Origin of the sequence: Hydrogenispora ethanolica (assembly GCF_004340685.1) — a bacterium.
Lineage (GTDB): Bacteria > Bacillota > UBA4882 > UBA8346 > UBA8346 > Hydrogenispora > Hydrogenispora ethanolica.
Genome location: NZ_SLUN01000026.1, coordinates 20,025 through 41,888, shown reverse-complemented (window position 1 = coordinate 41,888; position 21,864 = coordinate 20,025). Strand labels below are relative to the sequence as shown.

Genomic DNA, 21,864 nt, shown 5'->3' with positions numbered 1-21,864 from the left:
TCTCCACGGATGCGGCTGTTGTTGCAGCTTTGAATATTCCGGATTGACCCGATCAGGCGATCTTCTTGCGGAATTTCAAGACGCTGATGGCCAGGATCGCCACGATGAAACCGAACAAGGCGATAACCTGGGTCCAGAGAAAATTCAATCCGATTCCTTTGAGGATGATCCCCCGTAAGATCTGCAGGTAAAAGGTGAGCGGGATCACGTTGCCGATCCACTGGATCAGCTGCGGCATGGCCTCCCGGGGAAACATGAAACCCGATAGCAGGATGCTGGGCATCAGCAGGAAGAAGGACATCTGCATCGCCTGCATCTGGGTTTCGGCGAAATTGGAGATCAGGATGCCCAGGGCCAACGAGGCCACAATGAAAAATGACGTTAAGAGATACAGCAGTCCCACGCTGCCGCGAATCGGCAGGTCAAAAACGAGAATCCCCACCATCAGCGCCAGGGTGATCTGGACGTAGCCCACCAAGACGTAAGGAATGATCTTGCCCAGCATCAGCTCGAAGGATTTCAACGGCGTGACAATCAGCTGTTCCAGCGTGCCCCGTTCCCGCTCGCGGACGATGGCCATCGCAGTGATCATCACCATGGTCATGGTCAGGATGATGCCGCAGATGCCGGGGACCATGTAAAAAGCCGAGATGAAGTCGGGATTGTACCAGGGGCGAATCCGGATGTCGTACGCCTGGCTGACCCCCCGGCCGACCAGGCTCTGGATCCGCTTGACCAGGATCTCCTGGGATTTCAGCTGTCCGATGACCTGAGCGGCGCTGATCGCCGACGAAGAAGCCATCGTATCGGTGGCGTCCACGATCACTTGGACCGCCGCGCTCCGGCCATGTTTCAAGTCGGGAGTGAAATCGGGCGGGATGATGATTCCCACCTTGGCGTCCCCTCGCTCAATCCGCCGGTTGACTTCGTCAAAATTGCCGGCGACGTACCGAATGTCAAAATAACCGCTGGCCGTGAAGGAGTTCAAAAGGTCCCTGCTTTCTTGCTGCAGCGATTGATCGAAAACCACTGTCGTCAGGTGTTTGACGTCGGTATTGATGGCAAAGCCGAATAATAACAACTGGACAATGGGCAACGCCACCATCATGGCGAAAGTCAAACGGTCCCGGCTCATTTGGATGAATTCCTTGACCAGTAAGGCCCGTAACCGGTTCATGCGCTCATCTCCCCGCGTTTCGATTTGACAAAGTAAATAAAGACATCCTCCAGCGCGGGAGCGATCCGCCGCGGCCGGTAGGCGGAGAAGAGCTCGGCCATACCGGGCTGTACCAACAGATGCAGGGTCGTCCCGTACATATAGGCATCCAGGAGATGCTCCCGGTGCTGTTCGAACTGTTTCAGCAGCTCCATCGGCTCCGAGCTCGCGATCTCCAGCAGCTCGCCGGGAATCACTTTTTTGATATTGTCCGGCGTATCCGAGACGATCAGGTTCCCCTCGAAGATGAAACCGATCTGGTCGCAGTGCTCGGCTTCATCCATGAAGTGCGTGGTCACCATGACCGTGGTTCCTTCCGCAGCCAGCTGGTAAATGATGTCCCAAAACATCCGGCGCGATTTGGGATCGACCCCGCCGGTCGGCTCATCCAGGAAGAGCAGCGCGGGACGGTGCAGGATGGAGCAGCCCAGCGCCAACCGCTGCTTCCAACCACCGGAGAGATTCCCGGCCAGTTCCCGTTCGCGGCCCCGGATTCCCGCCATCTCGATCATTGCGGCGATCCGCGCCGATTTCTCGGGTTCAGTCAGGCTGTACATTCCGGCGTAAAAACGCAGGTTTTCGATGACCGTCAGATCATTATACAAACTGAACTTTTGCGACATATAGCCGATCTTCGACTTGAGCGCCTCACAGTCGCGTTTGAGATCCAACCCCAGGATCGTCCCAGTCCCCTCAGTCGGTTCCAATATCCCGCAAAGCATTCGGATGGTCGTCGATTTCCCGGAGCCGTTGGGGCCCAAAAAACCATAGATACTGCCCTGCTCGATCCGGAGGCTGATCCGGTTGACGGCGGTAAAATCGCCGAACTTCCGGGTCAGATTTTCGATCTCCACAGCGTACATCTAACTCACCCCACTATATATGTTGCAATCAGTTCTGGTACCTTCAAAACATTGCAACTATTTCCTTGATTCATAAGTTGAAATAAATACCGTGATTGGTCTTTTTCCAGCCATGCTTCACGACTGGAAAAGCTTACTCAAAATTATTTCAACTTATATAGCTAAAGCCACAAAAACATCCTCGATCGTGGGGGGCGTTTCCGCCAGCGAGACCACTTCCAGTCCGGCGGCGGTCAAGGCCTGCCGGACCGCGGCCATGGCGGTCTCCGGATCGTCCACCACCAGGTGATACTTTTCCCCGAACGAATTGATCTCCCGGATCGGGCAACCGGCCAGCAACGGCTTGATATTCTTATGGCGCACCTGCAATTCGAGCAGGCGGTAGGGGTACTCCCGGCGCAACTGTTCCGGGGACCCCAGCGACACGATCCTGCCGTTGTGCATGAAAGCGACCTTAGTGCAGAGTTCGGCTTCGTCCATATAGGGCGTGGAGACGAAGACGGTCATTCCTTCCTTGTTCAGGCTGTAGAGCATCTGCCAAAACTCGCGCCGCGATACCGGGTCCACCCCGGTGGTCGGTTCGTCGAGGAAGAAAAGCTCCGGTTGGTGCATCAGTCCGGCCGCCAGCGCCAGCTTTTGCTTCATGCCTCCGGAGAGATTGTCGGCCAAGCGCGTCCGGAACTCCCATAATTTGGTGAAGCGCAGGATCGCCTCGGCCTTGGATTCGATCTTGCGGCGCTCGGCCCCATACAGCGAACCAATGAAGCGGATATTCTCCATCACCGTCAGGTCGCCATAGAGGCTGAACCGTTGCGGCACGTAGCCGAGGCGCGGCTTGATCGTTTCGATGTTGCGCTCCCCCAGGACCCGGACGGTTCCGGAATCGGGGTCGATCACCCCGGTCATCATACGGATGGCCGTGGTCTTCCCGGCGCCGTCCGGGCCGACCAGGCCGAAGATCTCGCCCCGTTCGACGGTTAGCGTCAACTCAGCCACCGCCATCGTCGCCCCGAAGCTTTTGGTGACCTCCGTCAGCTCGATCATTTTAGCACCACGTCGGCAGGCATGCCCGGCTTCAGAATGCCTTCGGAATTGTCGAGCTTCACCTTGACCCCGAAGACCAGGTTGGCCCGCTCCCGTTCGGTAATGCTCTGTCTGGGAGTATACTCGGCCGACTGGTTAATCTCTCGAATCACCCCTCGAAAGACGCGGCCCGGAAACGAATCGATCGTTACGTCGCAAGTCTGGCCGATCTTAATCAGTCCGAGCTGGGTCGAAGCCACATAGATCCGGACCCAGCAATCTTTCAAATCGCCAACCGTGGCGATGGCGCTTCCGGCATTCACGAATTCGCCCTGTTCGTAGTTTTTGGAGAGGACCACCCCGCTCAAGGGCACGGTGACAATGGCGTCCTTGAGCGCCACTTGGCTGGCTGCGACGATCGCCTGGTTCCGCAGGACCTCTTTACGCTGAGCGGCGATGGTATCGGGCCGGTTCCCCTCGGCGGCCAGACTCAGTTGCATCTCCGCCGATTGCAGCGAGCTCTCGGCGACCTCCATCGCCGAACGCGCTACATCCAGGTCCCGTTGGGAGATCGCTCCCTGTTGATACAGCGCATGATACCGGACAAAATCGGCCTTGGCTTTCTGGTAGACCGAGCGGGCCGACGCCACGTTGGCCGACGCCGCTTTCCGTTCCTGAGCCCGGGCGCCTTTTTCCAGGTCCTCCAATTGAAGCTCGGCTTTGTCCAGCGCCGCCTCGTCCCGCAATAACTGGGCCTCCAGATCGGGCCGGTCGATCCGGGCGACGGTCTGGCCGGCCTGCACCTCGGTTCCGGAATCGACCGCAAGCTCCGCCAGGTAGCCGCCGACTTTCGGCGTAATATCCGTCTTGGTGATCTCGATCGTGCCGGTGGCGGTGATCCCTTCCGCCTTTTTGTCCCATAACTTATAGATCGTCAAGCCGGCTAAAATGACAAAGATGCCAATCACCGCCAAAAAACGCTTATTCATGACATTTCCTCCTCAATCCCTCATTGAAGCTCATCGTGGAATGTTTAAAGGCAGGGAAGCCATCCGGCTCAGGGCATAGTCCGGATTTACTGTCCCTCCCGGTAATCCGGATCCAGAATTCCTTGGAAAAAAATCTCGACCACATGGCGCTCGAACTCTTGATCCATCGCGTCAGTGAGCGGCAGCAAATTTTGGATAATGGGCTTGCCGACGAAATAAAAGTGGACCGACCCGAGCATGGTGGCTGCCGTAATCGCCGGATTCAGATCCTTGCGGAACTGTCCCTTGTCGATTCCTTCCTGGATCGTGGCCACCACTTGCCGGCTGAACTTGACCGCCCGCTCTTTAATGAGCGTCTCAAAACAGGGCGTCGGATTCACCAGTTCACTGCCGAGCAACCGGCGGATATAAGGATTACTCTGATGCAGACGAGAAAGGTTCCGGATGATCTGCCGGATCCGCTGGGCCGGTTCCAGGGCGGCTAATTGCGGGTTGACAATGCTCTCGGCAAATTTGGAGAATTGCGACTCCACCATCGCGGCATAAAGTCCCTCTTTGCCTCCGAAGTGGTAATTGATCAGGGCGCTGTTGACCCCGGAGGCTTCGGCCAAGTCCTTGAAAGTCACCGCGGCGTAGCCTTTCTGGGCGAATAATCGGACCGCCGCTTCAATCAATTTCGTGCGCGCGTCTTTCTCTTTTTCCAAGCATCTTCCCTCAACTTTTTAATTAATTGATTAATTAAATTATAGACCCAGGTCGGGCGTTTTGTCTATAGCGCTTTGCCGTTTCTGGCGAATTTAACCAAACCGTCACACATGCGGAAACAGGGTTCCTTTGCGGCAACGGTCAAGGCGCCCTGTTCCGGAGACAGAGCGCCTTGAAATCCATAAAATCAATTTTAAAACGGCATTACCGCCAATAACTGAGAAGCAACATGATGTTGAGCCCGCTGACCACCGCGGCGATCAGCCAAAGCAGCAGGCGGTCCAGCGGCGGATTGGCATAGCGGCCCATCACCCGTTTGGAGGAGGTCAGATAGATCTGCAAAAAGACGGTGATCGGCAGCTGTACGCTGAGCAGCATCTGCGAGACGACCAAGCCCTGAAAGGCGTCCTTGACGAAGAAAATGATCGCCAGGGCCAGAAATAAGGTGATCCCCACTCCCCAACGGCTATGATTGTCGTGAATGTCGTAAGGCTCCCGGTACAGTCCGGCGAAGATGCTGCCGCCCGCCATTCCAGCGGTGACGCTGGAGGAAAGGCCGGCCATCAACAGCGCCAGCGCAAAAACGACGGCCGCGCCGTTTCCCAGCATTGGGCGGAGAATGTTCTGAGCCTGCTCCAATTCGGTCACGTTGAAGCCCCGGCTGAAAAAAGTGGTGGCCGCCAGCAGAATCATCGCGCTGTTGATCCCCCAGCCGACGATCATCGAGAACAAAGTATCGTAAAATTCGTACTTCAACTGGTGCCGGATGACCTTGTCGTCCTGGAGATTCCACTGCCGGCTCTGGATAATCTCCGAATGGAGGAAGAGATTGTGGGGCATCACCACCGCGCCCAGTACGCTCATGATCACCGGCAGCGACCCTTGGGGAAAGCGGGGCGTCACCCAGCCCACGGCCGCCTGTGCCCAATCGATCCGGACCAGCGTCAGCTCGAAGATGAAAGACAGCCCAATCAACGAAACGAAACCAATGATCCAACGCTCCAGCTTCTGATAGGAATTGGCATAGAGCAGCCACGTGACAACCAAAGTCACCAGGACCGCCCCGGCCTTCAGCGGCAAGCCGAATAACATCCGCAGCGCGATGGCTGCGCCCAGGATCTCCGCCAGGGCCGTGAAGACGCTGGCCAGAACTGCCGATCCCAGGACCAGCCGGGCCACCCAGGGCGGAGTATAGAGCGCCGCCGCTTCCGAAAGGCAATATCCGGTGGCGATCCCCAGATGAGCGGCATTATGTTGCAGCATGATCAGCATCAGGGTGGACAGCGTGACCATCCAGAGCAAACGGTAGCCGTAATCGGAACCGGCCGCCACATTGGAGGCCCAGTTGCCGGGGTCAATGAAACCGACCGTTACCAACAGACCCGGTCCGATGTATTGCAAGATCTCCAGGCCGGTAAAGCGCGGCCGGTGATTCTCACCGAACAATCTCTCCCTGAAACCCATGGGGCCACACTCCTTTGTGATATGCTGTCAACTCTATTATAGGATCGGCCATCCCGGGTGGCAATGGCCGGCCCCCGCGTTACAAGATTTTTATGTTTTCTATTTTTATGTGACGCTGCAGCGCTTTATCCATTCAGGACACTCCGCTCCCGCATCGCGCTTGATGCCACGGCGGAATTCCGGTGCGTTCCGAACACCCTTTCATGGAATTTTATTTGCGGAAAACGGCTTTCTTATAGTAAAATGGTAAAATGATTCTTTCATAAGGAACGGTTGTCATGTGGCACAAACTTTTGAAGGACCCCGAATTTATCAAGCCCTTGTTGGCGCTGGCGCTGCCCATCGCCATGCAAAACCTGATCACCTCCTCGTTGAACATGGTCGATACGATCATCATTGGCCAATTGGGCGCCACCGCCATCGCTGCGGTCGGCCTGGCCAATCAGGTCTTTTTCCTGTTCAACCTGCTTCTGTTCGGGGTCAACAGCGGCGCCGCCATTTTCACCGCCCAATTCTGGGGGCAGCGCGATCTGAAGAATATCCGGCGGGTGCTGGGGGTGGCCTTGGCCACCGGAATGGCCATCGCGCTGCTCTTTTTCGGGCTGGCCTTCTTCATCCCCGGGCCGGTTCTGCGCTGTTTCACGAATGACCCGGCGGTCATCGCCCAGGGGAGCCGCTATCTGAGGATCATTTCATTCAGTTACCTATTCAATGCCGTCAGCTTCTGCTACGCCTTTATTTTGCGCAGCACCGGCGAGGTGAAGCTGCCGGTGAAAGTCAGCTTGATCGCTTTCGGGTTGAATTCGATCCTGAATTATGTTTTGATTTACGGGCTTTGGGGCTTCCCCCGTTTGGAAGTGGCCGGTTCCGCCCTGGCGACCTTGATCGCCCGGGCCGTGGAACTATTCATCACGCTTTCGGTGGTTTACCGGAACCGGATGGTGCCCGCGGCCCGATTCCAGGAGATGTTCGACCTCTCCCGGGAGTTTGTCAAGCGCTTCTTCCAGACCACCCTGCCGGTGATCGGTAACGAGTCCCTCTGGTCCCTGGGAATGGTGATGTTAACCGTGGTCTACGGGCATATGGGCACCGACGTGGTGGCGGCCGTCAACATCTCTTCAACCGTGGAACGGGTGGCGATGGTGCTCTTCATCGGCATGGCCAATGCCTGCGCGGTGATGGTCGGCAACCGGATCGGCGCCGGCCGGGAGGACTTGGCCTTGGATTACGCCAAACGGTTCGCGATCCTCGGGCCGGTATCGGGGTTGCTCATCGGGGGCTTGATTCTGCTGGGGATGGGGCCCTTTCTCACGCTGTATCATGTGGCCGATCAGGTGACCCATATTGCGCGGATGGTGAGCACCATCTTCGCCTGCTCGATCCCTTTCCGGATCTTCAACCTCATCAATATCGTGGGCATCCTGCGCAGCGGCGGGGATACCAAGTTCAGTCTCTTCCTGGATACCGCCGGCCTTTGGCTGATCGCCGTGCCGCTCTCGTTCATCGGCGGCCTGGTCTGGCATTTCCCGCCCTATTTCGTCTATCTCCTGGCCACGCTGGACGAATTTTTCAAATTGAGCGTCGGCGTCTGGCGGCTACGCTCGGGCAAGTGGATCAACAACCTGACCCACCGGATGCGACAGGCTGCGGGGGAACTGCAATTTTCCGAAGAATGATGGATTAGCGAGCAACGCACCATACCGGCAAGGGGATGGCCTGGCTCAGGCTATCCCCTTGTTTTGCAACCGATGGCCCCCTTCGGACAGTTAGGCGCCGCTCCGACGGCTGACCCGCAGATCGTTTCCGGCCTTTCCCAATAGGACCGCGATGGAGCCAAGCATGATCAAGGCGTAGAGAATCAGCAGCGACATGCTGGTCCCCAGCTGCAGCCAACCGCCGCAGAGCCCGATCAGCCACGGCCCGATCATCCCCCCGATTCCGGCGAAGGTGAATAAGAAGCCCAGATACTTTTCGATACCGGCTTGACAGATATTCGAAAACGAAGTCGTCAGGGTCGGAAAGATGATCGAGAAGCAAAAGCCGGTGGCCGGCAGGAAAAATGCCACGGCGGCCGGGCCGTAGAGCCCCAGCGTCAGGCAGACGACCGCGCCGAGGGCGGCCGCCAGCAATACCCGCAGATGCCCCAGGCGATCGACGACGAAGCTGCCGAGCAACCGCCCCCCGGTAATCAGCCCGAAGTACAGGGTGAGCGAGAGCGAACTGTAAAAGAGCGGCTGTCCCTTGATCTTATAGTTGTACTCGATGATCCAGGCGGCGAGCCCGATTTCCGCCGCCACATAAAAACAGATCGCCAGGTAATGCCAGATCATCTCCGCAGTAAAGGCCGACTTCAAAAGGGCGAAGATGTTTTCCGCCGCTTCGCGCCGGTATTCCGGGAACTTGACCGCCAGCAGGTAAATGAGGAAGAGCGTCAGCGGCGCCAGGGACAGCGCGAAGGTGAACCGCCAGGAATAATGGGCCGAGAGCAGCGCGCCCGCATAGATGGGCACGATCATGGAACCCACGCCGTGGAAGAAACCCAGCAAGTTCAAGAGTTTTCCTTTTCGCTCCGGATGCAGCAGGACGATGGTGCTGTTGCCGGCCACTTCCACCGCGCCCAGCCCCAATCCGGTCAAGAAAAAGCCCAGGACCAGCGGAGCATAGCCCGGGGCGGCCGCCGCGCAGCCGATCCCGGCCAACAGCAGCATGCTCAGGCCCAGGAAGACTTTTTTGAGGCCAAAACGGAAGATCAGGACTCCGGCCGCCAACGTCGCCAGAAAAAAGCCGCCGTACTGCAGTCCCAGCACGTTGCCCATCAGCGAGTAGCCGATTCCCAGGTCTTTCAGAATAAAGGGGATGGTCGGCCCTTTCAGGTTGTCCAGAAATCCGAACCAAAAGAAGATAAAGAAAGCGCCGGCCGTGACCAAGGTTTTTTTCAGATCGTGTCTCATCGCCAGGAACTCCTTTCATGATGGATCAATGGATTCAGCCTATCTTTCAAACAATGACAGAATTGGCAAACTGTTTCGGACTCCGCTATTCATTATAGCGCCCTGTTCACCAGGGCTCAAGCATGTTACAATGGAACTGTAGCGGTACAAAGGAGTGGAAACGGCGTGGCAAAACCGATCTATCAGCGGATCGTCTCCGAGTTGGAACAGGCGATCATGCGGAAGAAATATCAGCCCGGCAGGCAGCTGCCTTCGGTGCGGGATTTATGCCGCACCTATCGCTGCAGCCAGAGCACTGCCGTGAAAGTCTATGAAACGCTAAAAAGCAAGCACCTGGTCTATTCGGTGCCGCAGAGCGGGTACTACGTGGTCGAAAACCTGCTGCACCAGCCCGAGCGGGACGGGTCCGCCATCGATTTCTCGACCGGCAACCCGATGAGCGGCGCGGTTCATACCCCCGATCTCAAGCACTGCCTGGACCGAGCGGTCGACCTTTACCGGGGTCAAGCCATCGATCACGACATCAAGGGCGTGGCCTCGCTCCGCGCTTTACTTGCGTCCTATCTGGCGGATTTTCAAGTTTTCGCCGAGACCGAGCATATTCTGGTCTCCCTGGGGGCGCAACCGGTGCTGAGCATTCTGACCCAGATGCCCTTCCCCAACGGCCGGGAGACCGTGCTGGTCGAACAGCCGACCTATGGCTATTACCTGGATTTCCTCAAATTCTCCGGTTCCAGGGTCCAGGGCGTTGCCAGGGACCGGCAGGGGATCGATCTGGAGCGGCTGGAAAGCCTCTTTCGCTCCGGGACCATCAAGTTTTTTTATACCGTGCCCCACAACCACAACCCGCTGGGAACCGCCTACCGCCGCGCCGAGCGGAAGCGCCTGGCCGAACTGGCGGCCCGTTACGACGTGTATATCGTGGAGGACGACTATTTTGGGGACGTGATGAGCGAACGCGGCTATGACCCGGTCTTCGCCGAGGGCGACCACCGCCACCATATTTATTTGAAGACTTTCACCAAGATCCTGCCCTGGCTGCGGATCGGCCTGGTGGTGCTCCCCGCCGGCCTGCTGCCGACCTTCGAGAAGTATATCGAGCTGTCCTACTACTACTCCTACTTCACCCCGTCGCTGATTTCCCAGGCGACGTTGGAGATCTATATCCGTAGCAACCTGCTGAAGAAACACGCCGCCGCCTTTGGCAAGGAGCTGAGCGAAAGACTCCGCTGTTTGGAGCGGCAAATCCCGCTCCTGACCGGGCTGGGCGCCCAGTGGACCGGAGGCGGGTCCGGGCCCTACTCCTATCTGAAGCTGCCGCCGGCCGCCTCCGAGGGCGGGCTGATCGCCGCGCTCCGGGCCCGGCGGGTCCTGGTCGCCCCCGGCGACTCCTACTACCTGGATCGCTCCTTCTACGAGAAAGGGATCCGGCTCAGCATCGCCCGGACCGATGGCCCGGCCATCGAGCGGGGCGTCGCCGCCATCGCGGCCGAGCTCCGCCGGCAGCTCGCCCCCTGAGCATACCGGCGACGGGACTGCGACCGCTCAGGGCAAAAGTCCGGCGCGGGCCCGCCGCAGCTCCCCGAGCCATTCCAGGGGGTCGGCCGGACAGTCGTAACCGCCGATGCCGATGGTCGGCTTATTCTTGCCGTGAAAGTCGCTGCCCCCAGTGACCAGGACCCGGTGGGCCCGGGCTTTCCGGCAGAAATATTCCGTCTGGGCGGCGCTGTGGTAATTGCTGAAAGCCTCGATTCCCAGTACTCCCTGGCCGATGACGGCGTCGATGAGTTCCGGCTGCTCCCGCAGATTGTCGCCAGGGTGGGCGATGACCGGGATGCCCCGGCACTGGCGGACCAGCTCCACGGCGTCCTCAAGCCGCAGCAACTCCAGGGGGACATGGGCGGCTTTGCCTTGGGCCATGAAATCCCGGTAAAAGTTGAGATAGGGCATGTCGCTCCGGCTGCCGCCCGGCCGGTAGGGCTCGAGCAACGGATGGCCGGCGCTGGCCGGGTCGGCCAGCAGCACCTCGGCGATCAGCTCCGGGCTGGGAACATTGCCGGCGGCCTTTTGCAGCAGCGCCGCGGGGTCGACCACCAGCCCCAGCTTGCGCAGCTCGGCCAGAACCCGCGGGAAAGCCTGCAACTCCCGGGCCTCCATCTCCTCTCCTAGGCGCTGCAGCTCCGGCTGGCGCTCATCCACATAATAGCCGAGCAGATGGAGATCGATCCCCTGGAAACTACAGTCAATCTCAATGCCCGGAATCACCTCGATTCCCAGCTGTTCGCCATGGCGCAGCGCTTCGGCCACGCCTCCGACCCGGTTGTGGTCGGTGATGGCGATGGTCTTCATCCCCAGCCGCCGGCTCTCCTTAAGAATCTCCCCGATGGACAGCTCGCCGTCGGAACTGTGCCAGGAGTGGATATGCAGATCGATGGGTATCATCCTCTGGCTCCTTTCGCCGGGCCGCCCGGTTCCGGACCCGAATGGCACCGGCCCTTTCTGGGTTTTTAGGGTATGGGCGGGAGCGAAACCGGCCCGCACAGCCGGTTTCGCTCCCACCTATCATAATAGCATGTTGCGGCGGACTGGCAAGCGGCTTGCAGCGGAACTGTAGCGCTACAGTGGGCAACCGCAGCTGGTATTTCTCCAACTCACGGAGGGTCCAAATGCGAAACGGCCGGCCTGGCATGCAAAAAATAACAACTCTGATCCCGATAAAACGGCAGCCGCTTATATTTCCGGGCTGGACCCGGGCCACCTCAAAGCCACAAAAAATCACCGCCTCTTGATGCTGGGCGGTGATCTAAAAGCCATGTGATAAAGTCTTTTGAAACGGAAGTCAGCTTGCAAAAAGATTTAAAACGACTTTATCACTTGCTTTTCTGAGCTTTTGTGTTCACCCTGACCTTCGGGCAGGGTTTATCACAACGCTTCTAATTGAATTCAATTTATTTAGCTGAAAATCACCGGGGAGGGCCGGACTTCAGTCCTCCTTGGCCTTGGGATTGTCAAACGCGGTCGGATAGGGCGAATGCTTGGCGAACTCCTGGACCTTCACCGAGCCCTGGCGCGTGGCGAGCAGGGTGCCCGGGCCGCCGACACAGCCGCCGGGGCAGGCCATCCCTTCCAGCAGATAGCCGTCGCGTTTGCCCGCTTTGGCGAGGGTCAGCATCTTGCGGCAGTCGCTCAGGTTATCGGCCCGGTCGACGGGGACCTCGCGGCCGGGTTCCAGCTCTTGAATATTCCGGGTGATCGCCGCGGCCACGCCGCCACAGTTGGCGTAGTTCCGGCCGTAGCTGGAGCTGTCGGTCAATTCGGCGCCGTCGGCCCCTTCCTCCAGCGCGGTCAAATCAATCTCTCGCGCCACCCACATGGCGATCAGCTCTTCGAAGGTGAGCACGAAATCGATATACGGTTTAACCTCGTCGTCCAGGGCCTCATTCTTCTTGGCGACACAGGGGCCGGTGAAGACCACCCGGGCCTCGGGATCGCGCTCCTTGATGGCCTTGGCCGCCGCCACCATCGGCGTGTGCGACGAGGAGATATTGGCGAACTGGTCCGGGAAGAACTTCTCGGCCATCAGCGCCCAGGACGGGCAGCAGGAAGTGCCCAGATAAGGCTGGTGCTGCGGCACATTGTCCAGGAAGACATGGGCCTCGTGAATCGAGGCGATGTCCGCGCCCAGGCTGACCTCCACCACGTCGCTGAAGCCCAGCAGCTTCAGTCCCTGGACGATCTTGGCCGGCGTGGCCAGCGGGCCGAACTGCCCCACGAACGACGGCGCCAGCTCCACCACCACCCGGTCGCCGCGGTTGAGCGCATTGATCACCTGAAACAGCTCCGACTTGTCGGCGATGGCCCCGAACGGGCAATTCACGATGCATAAGCCGCAGGAGACGCACTTCTCGGCGTTGATCTGCGCCCGGCCCAGATAATCGCTTTCGATGGCGTTGACGCCGCAGGCGGCGGCGCAAGGCCGGTCATAACGGACGATGGCGTTGTAGGGGCAGGCTTCCTTGCATTTGCCGCATTTGATGCACTTCTCCTGATCGATATGGGCGCGGTCCTTCCCCAGGCCGACCGCTTTCACCGGGCAGACGAAGGTGCAGGGGTGCGCCAGGCACTTGCGGCAGTTGTCGGTGACATAGAACGCATCAGTCGGGCAGGCCTCGCAGGCGAAAGGAATCACATTCACCAGCGGCGGCTGGAGAATGCGCTCCGCCACATCCGCCGCCTCGATGCCTTGCGAGAGCCGGGAATGCTTGTCGACCTTGCGGATGGGCAGCCCCAGGGCCAGCCGGAGCCGTTCGCCGACGATGGCCCGCTCTTTGAAGATGCTCTCGCGGTACTGGGCCACCTCGCCGGGGAGGATCTTGTACGGCGCTTCCTCCAGTTGCTCCTGGAGGTTCCCCTCGTAGGCCATTCGGGCGATCTCCGCGAAGACCTGCCGCCGGATCTTGGTGATCGAAGTGTAAACGCCCCTCATGCCCGGATCGCCTCGCTCATGATCCTGGCCATCACCTGTTCGGTGGTGGCCGAGTTGAACCGCTCGCCGCTGACCACCACGACCGGAGCGAACCGGTCCAAATTGCAATCGCCGAAACATTTCACGATCTCGATCTCGATCAGGCAGTCCGTCATCCGCTCTTTGAGCTCGGTGACAGCTTCCAAAATATCCATCGCCCCCATCATCGTGCAATGGGTGCCGAAACAGATCTGTACCGGAATGGTTTTCATGATAAACCCCCTCAGGTTGTATAAGCCGAGTCAAATTTACTTTGTTAATTATATCACATAGTGTCGAAGAACGATATAAAATACGTCCTTCTGTAGGAAGCCATTTTGTCGGTCCGGTGGTGAAAGGGAATAATACAATTCTCTGATCGATAAAAGATTTTTGACTTCCCGGTTCCCGCTTTTACAATAAACTTGAATGCGATTTGGGAATATATTATAATAGTATTACATAATGTTACTTTTTCACGAAAACTCAACGTCTGCGGAGGCCCCGATGAATCGCGAAGTATTATATATTGGCAGAGTCGCCAAGCTGACCAAGCCCGCCAGCGGACGGCCCAGCGAAAATACCAACGCCCGCTGCGCAAAGGATCCGGCTCACGCCGTCGCGGTCCAAGAGGCCGCTCCGACCGCCGGGTTGAATGAAAGAACGGTTTGCCTCGCCGAAGACAACGAAAGCTATGTTGTCGGGAAAAGCTTGCGGCCGCTTAAGGTTCCATGAGCGAGCTCGACTCCGCGACCAAGCTTTTCTTGGTAATCGCCTTCATTCTGCCGGGCTTCGTGGCCTATTCGGTCAGCAATTCCTTATATCGCAAACCGCAACCGAAACGAGACTTCAAAGAGATCGAGATCACCTACTCCAGTATCTTTTATAGTTGCGGCATGTATGCCGTGCTATATGCAATCCTGGGAAAATCGCTGCTTACTCTGATCCCCCGTTATCCGCTCTGGAGCGCCGCCGTTATGATCGTCCTCAGTTTCCTCTGGGGCATCGCCGTCTTTCTCATCCGCATCCATGACCTTTTGTACCGGGTGTTGCGCCGGCTCGGGCTGATGGGGAAAATAACCCCGCCCAACCTTTACGCGGCGGTTTTTGACCCCAACTATTCTCCGGAAGCGAGCGCGGGACGCTGGGTGACCGTCAAGCTGGGGCAGCGGTTGCTGGAAGGCTATGTCGAGCTGGCCGATGTGGCCGAGGACGAGCGTTTGATCCTGATCAAAGGGATCCGCGAGTTTACCGAGGACGGCGAGTTCCTGAACGAACCCGCCGAAGGCACCGGCATCATCATCGATCTGACCAAAGTGGACAGCATTACCTTAATTTAGCGCATAAACCCCACTGCGATGGAGATTCTATCCATCGAGGTGATCTGGCATGAGTTCCGAAACGGCCAGCGGCAAAAAGCCGCTCTATAACGGGAGCGTTCAAAAACTCCCCAAACCGGTTAGTCCCCGGCCCAGCGACCGAAAATAAAGTCCGTCCCCATAAGATGATCGTCGGATCATCTTTTATTTTGACCGATAAGCCAGCGCTTTCAAAGCGGCTGCGCGGCCTTGGCGTAAGCCACCAGATCCGCGATGTTCCGCCGGTCCGTGAAGTCCACCGGCTGGTCATAGGCGGCCAGCAGCCCCTGGTCATCCAGAGTCAATTGTTTTTTTCTTTTCAGACTCCATTTCATCAAGCTCATTACAACTTTGTCGCATGGTTGCAGTTTATGGTAGTTAAAGCCGCCCCGCAAATAAAAGAAGCGGATCCGTTGCTGTTGCTCGGGGGTGAAGTTCTTGGCTCGGACTTCGTCGCTTACCGCGTCGCGGGCGGGCGAGGCGCCGGTGGCGAAGACGATGACCTTCTTGCCGCGCAGTTTGTCGAGGTTCTCCTTGATCAGCTTGATCCCGTTGATGCCCACCGCATACAGGCCGGCACCGTAAATCACGGTGTCATAGCTCTCCCACAGCGCCGGAGTCACCTGGGCCGCCTCGTAGAGATCGGCTTGTAAATCCGCAGCGATCCATTCCGCATATTGCCGCGCGAAACCGCTTTTCGACCGGTAGATCACCAACGTTTTCATCCGCAAATCCTCCCCCAATTGCCGTGATTAAACTTCCATGGCCATAATCGATTCGAGGTTGTCCAGCAGATAGCGTTTGCCCTTTTCGTTCAGGACCACCATGGTATACTCCGCGCCGTTATAGGAGCGCTTCTCGCTTTCAAACCCATAATCGAGCGATTTCTGATTGGTGATCGTGCGCGTTTTGCCGTCCGGGCCGCTCTCTTCGCTTAAGACGCCCAGTTTTTTCAGCCTTTTATTCAGCTCGACCCCGGTCAGTTTCTTGCTTTGATTCAGGTCGAGGCTCAGATTGACGCATTTGGCAAACTCGTTGACACCGATCTTGCCCGGGGTGAACTGTAACCGCTGTTTTTGTTCCGGGGTAATCACGAAGGCCGCGGCCGGTTTGCCGCCGCCCGAACGATAGGCGCCACGCGCGACTTGATCCAATATTTCCGCCACAAAATAAAAGCAACGGATGATCTTGGGCTCATTCAGGAAACTGTCCTGCGGAATGGCTTCATGGGTCAACGGATTGACGCCTCCGGCGATCTTTTCCAAAACCAGCTTCGCCATGACGATCTTTTCGTGATCCTCGTTCATTGCCGCTCTCCTTCATTCCCACCCGTTCAATCGTAAATTTCCTCTATTTTCCATTTATATTATACATGAAACGCGACAAATTGCCAATTACTTTTCGGATATGTTTGATTTTTATCTTATAACGACCGAGCGCCATTTCCGCCAATGGTAATCCAAGGCAAATCATTCCCGGATCAACCAGATGATCCCCGGCGGTCAGCGCCGCAGTTGCGGCAATCACTGCGGGAACTCCGGCAACGACCGCCGGACTTGCTTCGATAATAAAAAATCAAACGGCAGTCGTTGCCGGAGTTCATTCAGTAACAAAATACACTCCGGCAGTAAGCGCCGCTTCATTTTCAGTAACGAAATACCTTACGGCAGTGACTGCCGCTTCGCATTCAGTAACCAAATTTACGATGGCAGTCACCGCCAATTCATTTTCGGCGACTTCGTAAACTGTTTTTGTAAAAGTGATTGCGTCTTCAGGTAGGCAATGATATTCTTCAAATCCTTTTGATTAGCGGGGAGGCGTTAAAGTGTTTCATGATTGCCGTAAACGATATTCGCTGGCACTGAATGGTCTTGCATGAACAGACAAAGAACCGGGACCCTTTGGGGCCCGGTTCGCAACGGTAACATGGTTGATTGCATATTTTCGATGAAAAAACGGTCGCTGCTTACGTGATTGTTCCGCATTCTTCCTCGGTTAGCGCGGCGGGAAGCAGCGCACCAGTTCCAGCGGATGGCCGGGATCCCCTTCGATGCGGAACACCGTGAGCCCGGCCGGCAAAAAGACGGTCTGCGACTGCCGCAGCGCCATGACGCGATCGCTGTAACGGATCCGGCCGGACCCGGCGAGGACCGCCAGGATCGAAAACTGGCCGTCATTGCGGCAGTCCAGCGCTTTACCGACTTCCAGCCGCTGCAGCCGGAACTTATCGGTATGGCCGGCCCCGATCAATTCGATCACCCGGAAGCCGTCTCCCTCGTCCAGCACGACCGGGGGAATCCTGTAGCGGGCCAGGGTCTCTTCCAGCGTCAGTGCCTCATAATGAAAACAATCGAAGATCTTCTCGAAACCGATGCCCTGGTGGCAGAGCTCGTCGGGGATGGGGTTGCCTTCCGGCGTGGTCCGTTCCACCCGGATGGTGTAGTCGGTCGGCTCCTGGATCTCCAGCAGGAAACAGCCGGACCCGATGGCGTGGGGGACCCCGCCTTCGATCAGCAGGGTCTCGCCGGGCACCAGCTGGATGCGGTGCAGGCAGTCGACCATCCCCGGAATGTCCTGCTTCTCGAAGAGTTCCCGCCACTTCTCCCGGGTCACGCCGGGTTTGAAGCCAAACAGCAGATAGGGCGGCTCGCCGCCGATCTCCCGCCCGCCCAACGCATACCAGGCCTCGGTCTTGCCAAAGGCCGAATGAAAAACATCCCTGGCAAAATCGCGGTCCGGATGAACCTGGATCGCCAGGCGGCTCCGGGAGTCCAGCGCCTTGACCAATACCGCCGTATTGGCGCCGTATCTTCGCACATGCTCCGCGCCCAGGAAAGCCTCGGGGTCGGCGTCGATCAACGCTTTCAACAGGACGGTCGCGTCCCCGGCGAGGCTGACTTCACTCAAGCCCTCGTCCGGGGAAGCCTCGCTCCGGTTGTTGCGGGCCCGGGTCACCGAGGCGATCCATTCCTCGGGGCGATCCCCGTCCTGGGGATCGGGCCGGCCCTGCCATTCTTCCAATACTTTGCCCCCGGAGTAGGTGCGCCAGACTCGGGTGCTCTCTAGCTTTAGCGGTTGCTCGCTCAGTTTGAGCGTTTTTTCAGTCACTTTTTACGACACCACCGTGATTTTGAAGATTTCCACAGCGCGGCCCTGGACGGTTACCGGCAGCTTCAAGACGCCTTGAACGGCGACGCCGCTCTGCTTGGTCCCCGAGTACAGTCCGGCGATCTGAATGGGGTTCGCGCCAGCGCCGGGGAGGTTCAGTTCGACCTCGGCCCCGATCTCCGCCTGGCCATAGTTGAATACGAACAACAGCAAGCCGTCCGCTCCGCCGAGCGTGCAGATCTTCAATTCATTATTGGTGATCGTGTGCAGCGGCAGCTGGAATTCACGGGCCAATAAGGACATCAACCGGGCGACGCTGGGATGATACTCACGGAAATAACCATACCACAAAGAAGTCGCCAAGTAAATGATCTGTCCCGCGCCGTGCCGGCTCCGCAGCACCGCCGGCGCGCCGTCGCCGAACCTGCCCAGCACCTCGACGGGCTTGGTCCCGGACAGCTCCAGCATCCGGCGGTCGTAATAGCCGGGGACGATCAGGGCCGGTTCCCCGTTCCAAACCAGCTCGATATCCAGGTCGTCGGGGCTGAAGTCGGCATGCTGATAACCCAGGACCTCATTGAGCTTGCCACCCGGCAGATCCCTGTGGAGGATGCCGAGATCGCTAACCTCGCCGAGCTTGCCGTCGGCGATGACCACGCCGCCCCGGCTGACATAGTCGGCGATTCCCCCGGCCAGCTCGTCGTCCAGGTTGATCTGGTTGCTGATAAACAGCACCGGATACTGTCCGGCCGAACCGTCCAGAACTGCCTCGGGGGTGATGAATTTGGCGGCGATGTTCTGTTCCCACAGCGCCTGATACAGGCCGGCGATGGAATCCAGATAGATGCTGCCCGGAATGAAGGGCTTGTAATATTCGGTATAGGCTTTGCTAAAATCGTGGCTGGTCTTGTCATACAGGATCGCCGCGCGTGGCTGCTCCGGCTGGTAGGTCGTGAACTCGGCCTGGTTCTCCCGGATGATCCGGGCCATCTCCGCCGCCGTCTCGGCCCGCGGCGTATAGCGGCCTCTGGTGTCGACCAGGCCGCGGCCCATGGTCTGCACGCCCTTGATGAACGGCTCCCACATCCAGTACATGAGCCCCTTGGCGCCGTGAGAGACGGCTTCCCAGTTCCACCACTTCAGCTCGTAGGGATGGACCACGCTTTGCGGGTTGAAGAGCGTCTGCAGGTGGGTCTGCAGCTCAGCGACCCAAAATTCGCCGTTGGTCGCGGCCGAGTGAAAGCCGGTCAGGGTCTCCCAGCGTTGCACGTCGGACATGACTTTGGGAGTATTTTTGGGATAAAACGACATGCCCATCACGTCGACATTGGCGGCCACGTTCCATTCGTCCTGCGGTCGTTCGTAACTGCCGTCCTGAGTGATCATGGAGTGCACATTATCGGCCAGCACCGGATGGACGGGATCGGCCGCCTTGACCACGTCGGACCATTCTTTCAGAATCATGCCCACCGTCTCTTTATGGAACTGGTGAAAATCGACTTTCGGCATGACGCTGGCCCACAGCCAACGGGTGTACTGAATCTGCGACCAGTCGTGATAAACCCGCTCCCAGGACGCATTCAAACGCTCGATGGTTTGATACTTCTGTTGCAGCCAAAGCCGGAACCGGCCCAGCGTGTATTGGTCATAGGAGGAAAACATGGTCTCATTCCAGATGTCATAGCCGTACAGCGACGAATATCCCCGGTAGTTGGCGGCGATCTCGCCGAACTGCTTGGCGATCAGTTGCCGGACTTCGGGATGAAAGTAATTGACATAGCCGTAGCTCAATTTATCCTTATATAAACTGCCGTCGAAATTGACAGCGAAATATTCATCCTTCATCACAAAATCCGGCAGATACTCCAAGGTGGTAATCTGCCCGGCCAGTTCCATCACGATGTTCAAACCGATGGCCGCGGCGTATTCCAAAATCCGGTGTCCGGTGTTGTACGGGTAGTTCGGCAGGCTCCGGTCCTCCCACCAATAGACTGCCGGCCAAATGACCACGGTATTCAGGCCGAGTTGCTTGATCCTGTCCAGCCGCTCCGCGATATCTGCCCAGGAATATTCGCGCTGTACTTTTAAGACTGCGCCATAAGGGAACGTTTTCATCTTGCTCCTCCAGTGTGATTGCTCGATTGTGGTTGCAACCGTTTCGAGTCGCCCCTGCGACTGTGCAATAGTTGAATTGTGGATTGTAAAGTGTTGCATCCTCCGGCCGGGAACCGGGATGGCACGAGGATCTTGCATTAGAAAGAATAAGTAAGGCCGGAGCCTTACTTATTCTTGGGAAACCGGGGGTGTTACTTTTTGGCTCTGTTGGCAATCTCCTGCGCCCGCCGTTTGATATTCTCCATCGTCTGGTCGAGCGGTTGGCCGCCAATCAGGTATTTGTCGGTCTCTTCCAGGAACATGGTGTTGACCTGGTCGGTGTATTCCGGCATCACCGTGGGGGAGTTCAGGAACAGTTTCTTGTTGCTAAACACGCGGTTCAGCGCTTTCACATCATAATACTTGGCGCCGTCGCTGACGATGCCCTTAATGATCGAGTTGTTGAACCCGGGTTTATTGACACTGGCTAAAACCACATTCCGGATCTTCATGCCGTCGGTGGTGAGGAACTTGATGAATTTATAGGCTTCTTTCGGATGTTTGGCAGTCTTGGGAATGCACCACATCTTGGCATCCGCCGAGGTGCGGCCTTCCGGGGTATTCTTGTCCCAGCGCGGCAACGGCGCAAAGGTCGTTACAAAGTTATGCGGAAACTTGCTCTGGTCCTTGATCTCCGAAAGCATCCAGGTGCCGGTGGCGATCATGCTTGCTTTCTCATTAAAATACTGGTCGCGGTAGGTCACTTTCAAGGTCTTGATGTCGATCAACGGCAGCTGCGACTTATCGGAATTCTCCATATCGTAACGGAACTTCAGGAATTGCTTGAACATGGGATCGTCGAAATTGAAGGAACCGTCGCTTTTGTAGTAAGGGTAGCCCAGTTTGGTTGAGAACAGGCCCATCGTGCAATATTCCATCCAGGAATGGAAGTAGGAACCGTACCGTTTGGTGCTGCCCTGGCCTTTGGTCAATTTCTTGGCATACTCCCGGTAATCGGCCCAGGTCCAGTTGAGCGGCGGAATCGGCAGTTTGGCTTCGTCCAAATGGTTTTTATTGAGCATCACAAAATAAACTTGCAGTTCGCCGGGGAGTCCGTAAACCACGCCATCGACTTTGGTATTAAAGCTCCAAACTTTGTTGAAATTGGTATGATCGGATTTTAAAAGGCTGTCCATCGGCATCAGCATGCCGCGCATGACATAGTTGGTGTAACGCCGGGAATTGGAGAGTCCGACCACGTCCACTTTTTCACCGGATAGGATCAGCAGATCCAGCTTTTTCTGATAATCATCGAAGACGTTGTCCCCCAGGTATTCCAAGTCCACCTTGATCCGGGGATTCTTGGCCTCGAACGCTTTGATGACGGCTTGATCCTGCGTCTTGAACGGCGTCTCCCAGGAATAGAATTTGAGGGTGACCGGTTCGATGGTCTTCGCGTTCACCATGGCCGTGGTCAACAAGAGTCCGGCCATGACCACCAACAGCAAAATCCTTGTCAAACGTTTGCTCATCTTTTTACCTCCCTGATTGGATTTGTTATATGATAATTACTCTCAAAAAGCCGTGAT

Annotated in this window: 20 protein-coding genes; 4 read left to right on the top strand and 16 right to left on the bottom strand. The window is 57.3% G+C overall.

Annotated features, from left to right (window positions below; translation table 11 throughout):
* Positions 1 to 52: 52 nt before the first annotated feature.
* The 6 genes from EDC14_RS18430 to EDC14_RS18405 all read right to left on the bottom strand — a co-directional run bounded on the left by EDC14_RS18430 (position 53) and on the right by EDC14_RS18405 (position 6,260).
* Positions 53 to 1,177, bottom strand: coding sequence for an ABC transporter permease (locus EDC14_RS18430; protein WP_132015783.1), 1,125 nt, complete (start codon positions 1,175 to 1,177; stop codon positions 53 to 55).
* Positions 1,174 to 2,079 carry an ABC transporter ATP-binding protein gene (locus EDC14_RS18425; RefSeq protein WP_132015782.1) on the bottom strand — a complete coding sequence of 302 codons (906 nt, stop codon included), beginning with the start codon at positions 2,077 to 2,079 and terminating at the stop codon, positions 1,174 to 1,176. The genes EDC14_RS18430 and EDC14_RS18425 overlap by 4 nt, the downstream gene beginning before the upstream one ends.
* Before the next feature lie 153 nt (positions 2,080 to 2,232).
* A complete protein-coding gene (locus EDC14_RS18420) occupies positions 2,233 to 3,123 on the bottom strand; it encodes an ABC transporter ATP-binding protein (protein ID WP_132015781.1) in 891 nt (296 codons plus the stop codon).
* Positions 3,120 to 4,091, bottom strand: a complete 972-nt coding sequence (locus EDC14_RS18415) for an HlyD family secretion protein (RefSeq protein ID WP_132015780.1) — start codon at positions 4,089 to 4,091, stop codon at positions 3,120 to 3,122. Before EDC14_RS18415 ends, EDC14_RS18420 begins: the two co-directional genes overlap by 4 nt.
* Positions 4,092 to 4,177: 86 nt before the next feature.
* The gene (locus EDC14_RS18410; protein WP_132015779.1) at positions 4,178 to 4,795 is read right to left on the bottom strand and encodes a TetR/AcrR family transcriptional regulator; all 618 of its coding nucleotides are present in this window, start codon (positions 4,793 to 4,795) and stop codon (positions 4,178 to 4,180) included.
* Positions 4,796 to 5,000: 205 nt separating this feature from the next.
* Positions 5,001 to 6,260: an Nramp family divalent metal transporter gene (locus EDC14_RS18405; RefSeq protein ID WP_132015778.1), complete on the bottom strand. Its 1,260-nt coding sequence runs from the start codon at positions 6,258 to 6,260 to the stop codon at positions 5,001 to 5,003.
* Positions 6,261 to 6,538: 278 nt separating this feature from the next.
* Here EDC14_RS18405 and EDC14_RS18400 point away from each other — a divergent pair, with 278 nt between their 5' ends.
* Entirely contained in the window at positions 6,539 to 7,936 is a 1,398-nt protein-coding gene (locus EDC14_RS18400; protein ID WP_132015777.1) for an MATE family efflux transporter, read from the top strand.
* Positions 7,937 to 8,026: 90 nt separating this feature from the next.
* Here the strand turns inward: EDC14_RS18400 and EDC14_RS18395 are convergent, their stop codons facing one another.
* Positions 8,027 to 9,211, bottom strand: a complete 1,185-nt coding sequence (locus EDC14_RS18395; protein ID WP_132015776.1) for an MFS transporter — start codon at positions 9,209 to 9,211, stop codon at positions 8,027 to 8,029.
* A 165-nt stretch (positions 9,212 to 9,376) separates the two neighbouring features.
* On the opposite strand from EDC14_RS18395, the gene EDC14_RS18390 reads away from it, so the two are divergent.
* Positions 9,377 to 10,729 (top strand): aminotransferase-like domain-containing protein, encoded by a 1,353-nt coding sequence (locus EDC14_RS18390; RefSeq protein ID WP_243663016.1) that lies wholly within the window; start codon positions 9,377 to 9,379, stop codon positions 10,727 to 10,729.
* A gap of 27 nt (positions 10,730 to 10,756) precedes the next feature.
* Here the strand turns inward: EDC14_RS18390 and EDC14_RS18385 are convergent, their stop codons facing one another.
* The 3 genes from EDC14_RS18385 to EDC14_RS18375 all read right to left on the bottom strand — a co-directional run bounded on the left by EDC14_RS18385 (position 10,757) and on the right by EDC14_RS18375 (position 13,948).
* On the bottom strand, positions 10,757 to 11,653 hold the full coding sequence (locus EDC14_RS18385; protein WP_132015775.1) for a PHP domain-containing protein: 897 nt from the start codon (positions 11,651 to 11,653) through the stop codon (positions 10,757 to 10,759).
* Positions 11,654 to 12,194: 541 nt separating this feature from the next.
* The gene (locus EDC14_RS18380; protein ID WP_132015774.1) at positions 12,195 to 13,697 is read right to left on the bottom strand and encodes a 4Fe-4S dicluster domain-containing protein; all 1,503 of its coding nucleotides are present in this window, start codon (positions 13,695 to 13,697) and stop codon (positions 12,195 to 12,197) included.
* On the bottom strand, positions 13,694 to 13,948 hold the full coding sequence (locus EDC14_RS18375) for an NAD(P)H-dependent oxidoreductase subunit E (protein ID WP_132015773.1): 255 nt from the start codon (positions 13,946 to 13,948) through the stop codon (positions 13,694 to 13,696). The genes EDC14_RS18380 and EDC14_RS18375 overlap by 4 nt, the downstream gene beginning before the upstream one ends.
* 274 nt (positions 13,949 to 14,222) lie before the next feature.
* On the opposite strand from EDC14_RS18375, the gene EDC14_RS18370 reads away from it, so the two are divergent.
* A complete protein-coding gene (locus EDC14_RS18370) occupies positions 14,223 to 14,450 on the top strand; it encodes a hypothetical protein (RefSeq protein WP_132015772.1) in 228 nt (75 codons plus the stop codon).
* A complete protein-coding gene (locus tag EDC14_RS18365) occupies positions 14,447 to 15,055 on the top strand; it encodes a DUF6338 family protein (protein WP_132015771.1) in 609 nt (202 codons plus the stop codon). The genes EDC14_RS18370 and EDC14_RS18365 overlap by 4 nt, the downstream gene beginning before the upstream one ends.
* 209 nt (positions 15,056 to 15,264) lie before the next feature.
* Here the strand turns inward: EDC14_RS18365 and EDC14_RS18360 are convergent, their stop codons facing one another.
* The 6 genes from EDC14_RS18360 to EDC14_RS18340 all read right to left on the bottom strand — a co-directional run bounded on the left by EDC14_RS18360 (position 15,265) and on the right by EDC14_RS18340 (position 21,807).
* Positions 15,265 to 15,798 (bottom strand): flavodoxin domain-containing protein, encoded by a 534-nt coding sequence (locus EDC14_RS18360; RefSeq protein ID WP_132015770.1) that lies wholly within the window; start codon positions 15,796 to 15,798, stop codon positions 15,265 to 15,267.
* 27 nt (positions 15,799 to 15,825) lie between these two features.
* Complete coding sequence (locus EDC14_RS18355; protein WP_132015769.1) at positions 15,826 to 16,380, bottom strand: hypothetical protein; 555 nt, start codon at positions 16,378 to 16,380, stop codon at positions 15,826 to 15,828.
* 43 nt (positions 16,381 to 16,423) lie between these two features.
* On the bottom strand, positions 16,424 to 16,600 hold the full coding sequence (locus tag EDC14_RS26865; protein WP_165908122.1) for a hypothetical protein: 177 nt from the start codon (positions 16,598 to 16,600) through the stop codon (positions 16,424 to 16,426).
* 468 nt (positions 16,601 to 17,068) lie between these two features.
* Positions 17,069 to 18,181, bottom strand: a complete 1,113-nt coding sequence (locus EDC14_RS18350; protein ID WP_132015768.1) for a class I mannose-6-phosphate isomerase — start codon at positions 18,179 to 18,181, stop codon at positions 17,069 to 17,071.
* Positions 18,182 to 18,184: 3 nt separating this feature from the next.
* Entirely contained in the window at positions 18,185 to 20,296 is a 2,112-nt protein-coding gene (locus tag EDC14_RS18345) for a beta-galactosidase (RefSeq protein WP_165908121.1), read from the bottom strand.
* Between the two features lie 191 nt (positions 20,297 to 20,487).
* Entirely contained in the window at positions 20,488 to 21,807 is a 1,320-nt protein-coding gene (locus tag EDC14_RS18340) for an ABC transporter substrate-binding protein (protein ID WP_132015766.1), read from the bottom strand.
* Positions 21,808 to 21,864: the final 57 nt, after the last annotated feature.